Source organism: Paenibacillus sp. 01T422 (assembly GCF_056398785.1).
Map to the genome: position 1 here is coordinate 1 of NZ_JBFTQB010000397.1, position 5,549 is coordinate 5,549.

Here is a 5,549-nt window from a genome sequence, read left to right on the forward strand (position 1 = left end):
GCGACATCATGCCCATATCATGAAGTTCTTGACCAAATTGATCATTTAAATCAATATTTCTTTCTTCATAGGGAACTTGCTGATCGGTTAAGTATTTTTTTAACTGCTGGCAATAAGGGCAATTCGTGCTTGAATAAACAATGACGTTAGACATATGATTTCATCTCCTCGTAGGGGTATAAGATTATTTATATTGCGGAATCAATTGAGCCCGTTTATTAATAAATTTATCAACAGCCATGGCCGCAATGGCGCCATCCGCAGCTGCAACGACCGCCTGCTTAACAGGTGTGCGTCTGACCTCTCCTGCTCCGAAAACACCTGGAACCGATGATTGCATCGAGCTGTCGAGAATCATAAAGCCCTCTTCATCCAACGGAACTTGGCCTTGCAAGAAGTCTGTTCCCGGCTTACTGCCTGATAGGAAAACGAAAACGCCGTCCACTTCAAGAACTTCCTCCGTACCTGCGCCTGTGCGAATGCGAAGCCCCTCTACTTTATTGGTGCCAAGCACTTCAAGCGGTTTGGCTTTATAGAGGATGTCCGTTCCCGGTATCTCCGGGGTATGATGAACACCTTGCAACTCGGGACGTGGTACCACGAAGTGGATTTTTTCCGCAAATTTGCTTAGTGCATGAGCTTCTTCCAGCGCTTCTTCCGAATCACCAATGACTGCGACCGTTTTCCCTTCAAAAAAAGCTCCATCACACGTTGCACAAGTACTCACGCCACGCCCAAGCAGGTTCTCTTCACCAGGAAGCATACGGTTACGTCCTTTTGACCCCGTTGCAATGATAATCGATTTGCCTTCATACATACCGTCCGCCGTAAACACGACTTTCGTCTCATCTTCCACATCTACAGCCGTAATCGTCGTTTGAATGAATTCAGCGCCGAAGCCTTTTGCTTGCTCCCGCATGGTATCCAGCAGATCCTTGCCAGACAACTCCCCAGTCACGCCTGGATAATTCGCAATTTTGTGCGTGATGGCCAAAGCTCCCGTGTTCGGCGCCTTGTCAATCACCAGTGTCTTCAAGTTCCCTCTGGCTGTATATATGGCAGCTGAAGCTCCTGCCGGTCCTGCTCCAATAATAATGACATCGTACATCGCCGCTGCACCCTTTCTATCCGCTCAACTGCTTGTCCACTGATAATCGATATCAGATAATAATTATTATAAATAAAATTAAATGAAAGTCAATACTTTTTGATAATTATTATAAATAAGGAAAGTACACCCCTTCCATATGTTGCAACATGTAAAGAAGGTATTTCAATATTAAGAAGGATTTTTTATCGATAACTTGAGACCGCTTGATTTTAATTCCCCTTTAATGATCCCGGGATGGATTGCCTAAAACATGCGATCATGGTAAATGGGATATGTTTTACCTCATTGAGAAATAATAACCTTCTCCCCACTGTGCACAACACGTGCGATAAACTTATACCGCCCTGCTTGCATTGATTTTGACAAAAACATTTCCCAGAAAATAAAAAAAAAGCCACGATAGTCGCGGCACTTAAAAAGGTCTATTAAAATGCGATTTTTGAAGCAGCCGCAGCATCGAGAATGATCGTCACGTTCGCATGCAGCTGTAAGAAAGAAGCTGGAACACTTGTAGTTATTGGCCCAGTAAAAGCTTTCGCCACTATATCGGCTTTATTGTCGCCTGTAGCAACCAGAACGATGTTCCGCGCTTTCATAACGGCCTCCAAACCGATTGTTATCGATTGCTTGGGTACCTCTTCCTCAGAACTAAAATGTGGCGATTGACTAGGCCTGTTCTCTTCAAACAACTGGGAAACATAAGTTTTCGCCGGTATGTTATCACTTGGTTCGATAAAAGCAATATGTCCGTTTAAGCCCAGCCCCATAAGCTGCCAATCAACGTAACCTAGATCGGCCAACACTTGATCAAATCTCCTACATTCAGCCATCAGATCAGCTGAATTGCCATCTGGAATTTGCGGCTCATATCGAAGCGTCTGAAGTTGACTAAACAAATGCTCTTGCATATAGGTTCGATAACTTTCTGGATGATCAGCAGGAATGCCGGCCAACTCATCAGGGTTAATGAATCTCGCTTCATGAAATGAAAGCTCACCCGCTTGCTCCCGCTGAATCCATTCTTGATATATTCCATATTTTAAAGGTGATGAGCCCGTGGTCATGCCAAGTACGGATTTCGGATTGCGCTTGATCTGTTCCGTCATCAGGTCCGCAACTCTAGTTTTAATTTCTTCCGTCGATAAGACTTCAATTCTCAATCGAATTCTCCTTCATGTATCTAATTAGCAATTTGAGATTTACTGCTTCAAATTGTAACGGCTTGATTCTCATACTTCCATAATAATGCAGCACCGATGGCCCCCGCATCCACTCCGAGAGATGAGCGAGTAATTTTCACATCTTTCACCATATCTTCGATTCCAAGTTTTTGAATTGTTCCCCACATTGGCTCGAAAAGCGCATCCCCGCTTAGAGACACACCTCCACCGAAAATGATGATTTCCGGATTGAACAGATGAATAATCGTAACCATCGCTGCCCCAAGCGCCTCCCCAGCATCTTTCAACAAAGAGACGGAATAAGGGTCACCGCTTGATGCAGCTTCTGCCACAAGCTTCGCAGTAACCTTTTTCGGATCATGTCCGGCCAAGTCAGCCAGCGGCGCTGTTAACAGCTTGCCAGCAAGTATATCTTCAGTCGCTATGCGGGCTATTGAATTGCCGGAGGCATACATTTCTACACAGCCTCTATTCCCGCACTTGCACGTGGGCCCTTTCCGATCAATGCTGATATGGCCAATCTCCGCTGCATTATTCGAAGCGCCCAGCAGCATGTGACCACCACTGATGACACCGCCCCCTATTCCTGTGGACACGGTTACATACAAACAGTCCTCTGTTCCTTTGCCTGCCCCAACGATCCATTCTCCCAACGCTGCAGCACTTGCATCATTAATTAGGCGAACAGGAATACCGAATTTTCGTTCCAATATCGGCCCTAGTGCAACATTTCTCCAGCCTAAATTCGTCGACAGAACAATTGTTCCCGTATCCATATCAAGTATACCTGCAGTCGCAATACCTAGACTTAAAATACTGCATAAATTAAAATTTGGTACAGAGGACAGCAGCGACTCGATCATATTGATCAGCCTTCTAATGACTTCATGCTCTCCTTCAGCTGCCAAGGTAGGCTGTTGATCTTTGATTAGTACGTGCCCTTGAGCGTCCACCAACGCAACCAACATTTTGGTTCCACCGATGTCTATCCCTAAAAAGTACCCGTCAATTGTCATAGTTGCTCCTTCATACATCTGTCTTGGTAGACTTGTACCTATGTTCTTTAATCTGTTGGATCCTAGCGGGATCAATCGGGCCAAGCGGATCGCCATTCATTCGTACGCCTTTTCCAAAATGCACCTCTTGCACGCCTGTTTCGGTTACAAATGCAGGCAATGATTCAATCGTAAGCCCGCTTCCTGCTAAAATCTGTATGGAACTCTTTTGACTCCAAGCAACCAGATCCTTCATCTCCTGGACGGCATCCAAAACATTAGGTTTRCCGCCCGAGGTCAGTATACGATCGATTTGCTTGAACTTATCTAACTCTACAAGCGCTTCCTGAACATCCCGAACTTCATCGAACGCACGATGGAAGGTAACAGATAGACCCTCCGCTTCTTCCAACAATCTCGCCATCACTTCCAAATCCGGACGCTGGTTATGCGTAAGCGCACCAAACACCACGCCAGCGGCCCCAAGTTGTTTGACCATGCGGATGTCCGCAATCATTGTGGCAACATCTAGTCGATCATAGAAGAAAGAATAGCTGTGAGGTCGGATCATCACCTGAATGGGAAGCGCGGTAGCCCGAACCGCCTCTTTGATTAGCCTGTAACTTGGCGTCAACCCACCTTCCAGCATGCCGGTGATGAGTTCGATCCGATCGGCACCACTCCGTTCAGCCGCAATGACGTCCCTCACACTCGTAGCAATAACTTCAAGCAGCACATGTTTCACCTATCCTTTCACAGCTCCTTGTGTTAAACCAGCAACGATATATTTTTGCACGATGGCAAACATAATAACGACAGGAATGAGTGATATAATGCCTGCCGCACTCATTTGCCCCCAATTGATATCGAATTTCTGAACAAAACTGCTTAAACCGACAGGAACCGTCTTGGCCGATTCGCTGTTTGTAAACATAACCCCGAAGAACAAATCGTTCCATGAACCAATAAAAGCAAACACAAATGTCGCCACGATACCCGGCTGCATCATCGGCAGCACAACTTTAGACATGGTCTGGAATTTGTTGCAGCCGTCAATCATAGCCGCTTCTTCCAAAGAAACCGGAATACGCTGAAAGAAACTGGACATCGTAATCAAGCAAAACGGTATATTCATCGCCGTGTAAGTAATAATCAATGCGGGCAGCTTATTCAATAAATGGATTTGACCAAAGGTAATAAACAAAGGTACTAGAATGACCATGACCGGCACCATTTGGGTAGCCAAGAAGGAGACGAGCACGAATTTTTTACCCTTAAACTGATATCTGGCCAAACTGTATCCTCCCAAGATGGAAGCAAGCAGAACCAGAAGTGAACTACTCATGCTAACCGTAAAGCTGTTCAATAAATATCGGGGAAAATTCGTATTTTGCAGGGTATCGATATAGTTCACCCACGTTAGCGCTTTGGGCCACAAGGTCAATTGGCCGCTATATATTTCTTGTCTTGTTTTTAGAGAAGTCACTATGATCCAATAAAAAGGAAGCAGCGTACCTAACCCAAAGAGCAACAATACAACAAATCTAACTAATTCAGGAGCCGCTTTTCGTCCGAAGGAAGTCATTTTAAAAATCACCTGCATCGTCATATTTGGTTGCACGAAGGAAAATTAACGTATAGATAATTAGAATAATCAACATGAGTACACCGAGAGCGGACGCTTGCCCGAAATCCGTCGTATATGAAATCTGATTGAATATGTACGATGATAGATTGTGCGAAGTGTTAGCAGGCCCCCCATTGGTCATAATATAAATGAGATCCGCTGAGTTGAACACCCAAATAACGCGAAGTAAAACGGTAAGGATGATCGTCGACTTAATAAAAGGAATGGTCACATAAAATAGCTTTGTCCATCTGCCAGCACCATCGATATCTGCGGATTCGTAAATATCCTTGGGTACCGATTGCAAAGCGGCCAGCAACATGATTCCAAAAAACGGCACGCCGTACCAAACCATCGCGATGATGATAGGGAAAATCGAAATACCAGGAAGCGCCAAAAACGGAATACCTTTTGCCACTATTCCGAGCTTAATTAATAGATAGTTAATCAATCCGTTCTGCTCACTGAACATCCACTTGAAAATCATCCCGATCAAAAATGCAGAGACCGCCCATGGGAGAAATACAATGGATTGGTAGATGTTTTTGCCTTTAAACTTGGTATTCAAAGCCTGTGCCAGAATAAATCCGAGAACGAATTGCAGACCAACCGTCATAACGACCCACAATAAAGAA

Annotated in this window: 7 protein-coding genes; all 7 read right to left on the reverse strand. The window is 44.8% G+C overall.

Features of this window, described 5'->3' with window-relative positions:
- Positions 1-154 (reverse strand): glutaredoxin family protein (locus AC1DUA_RS21220; RefSeq protein WP_477501671.1); only part of this gene is annotated, 154 nt, incomplete at its 3' end.
- Between the two features lie 30 nt (positions 155-184).
- A complete protein-coding gene (locus AC1DUA_RS21225) occupies positions 185-1,108 on the reverse strand; it encodes an NAD(P)/FAD-dependent oxidoreductase (RefSeq protein WP_477501665.1) in 924 nt (307 codons plus the stop codon).
- Between the two features lie 428 nt (positions 1,109-1,536).
- Positions 1,537-2,271 carry a glucosamine-6-phosphate deaminase gene (locus tag AC1DUA_RS21230; protein ID WP_477501666.1) on the reverse strand — a complete coding sequence of 245 codons (735 nt, stop codon included), beginning with the start codon at positions 2,269-2,271 and terminating at the stop codon, positions 1,537-1,539.
- Positions 2,272-2,318: 47 nt separating this feature from the next.
- Entirely contained in the window at positions 2,319-3,308 is a 990-nt protein-coding gene (locus tag AC1DUA_RS21235) for an ROK family protein (RefSeq protein WP_477501667.1), read from the reverse strand.
- 10 nt (positions 3,309-3,318) lie between these two features.
- Positions 3,319-4,032, reverse strand: coding sequence for a copper homeostasis protein CutC (locus AC1DUA_RS21240; protein ID WP_477501668.1), 714 nt, complete (start codon positions 4,030-4,032; stop codon positions 3,319-3,321).
- Positions 4,033-4,872: a carbohydrate ABC transporter permease gene (locus tag AC1DUA_RS21245; protein ID WP_477501669.1), complete on the reverse strand. Its 840-nt coding sequence runs from the start codon at positions 4,870-4,872 to the stop codon at positions 4,033-4,035.
- Between the two features lies 1 nt (position 4,873).
- Positions 4,874-5,549, reverse strand: a 676-nt coding sequence (locus tag AC1DUA_RS21250) for a carbohydrate ABC transporter permease (protein WP_477501670.1), incomplete at its 5' end; no start/stop codon positions are given.

Bases quoted from the DNA above. Each gene is read 5' to 3' on its own strand.
- AC1DUA_RS21225 (WP_477501665.1), bottom strand. From the start codon at position 1,108: ATGTACGATGTCATTATTATTGGAGCAGGACCGGCAGGAGCTTCAGCT.
- AC1DUA_RS21235 (WP_477501667.1), bottom strand. From the start codon at position 3,308: ATGACAATTGACGGGTACTTTTTAGGGATAGACATCGGTGGAACCAAA.
- AC1DUA_RS21245 (WP_477501669.1), bottom strand. From the start codon at position 4,872: ATGACTTCCTTCGGACGAAAAGCGGCTCCTGAATTAGTTAGATTTGTT.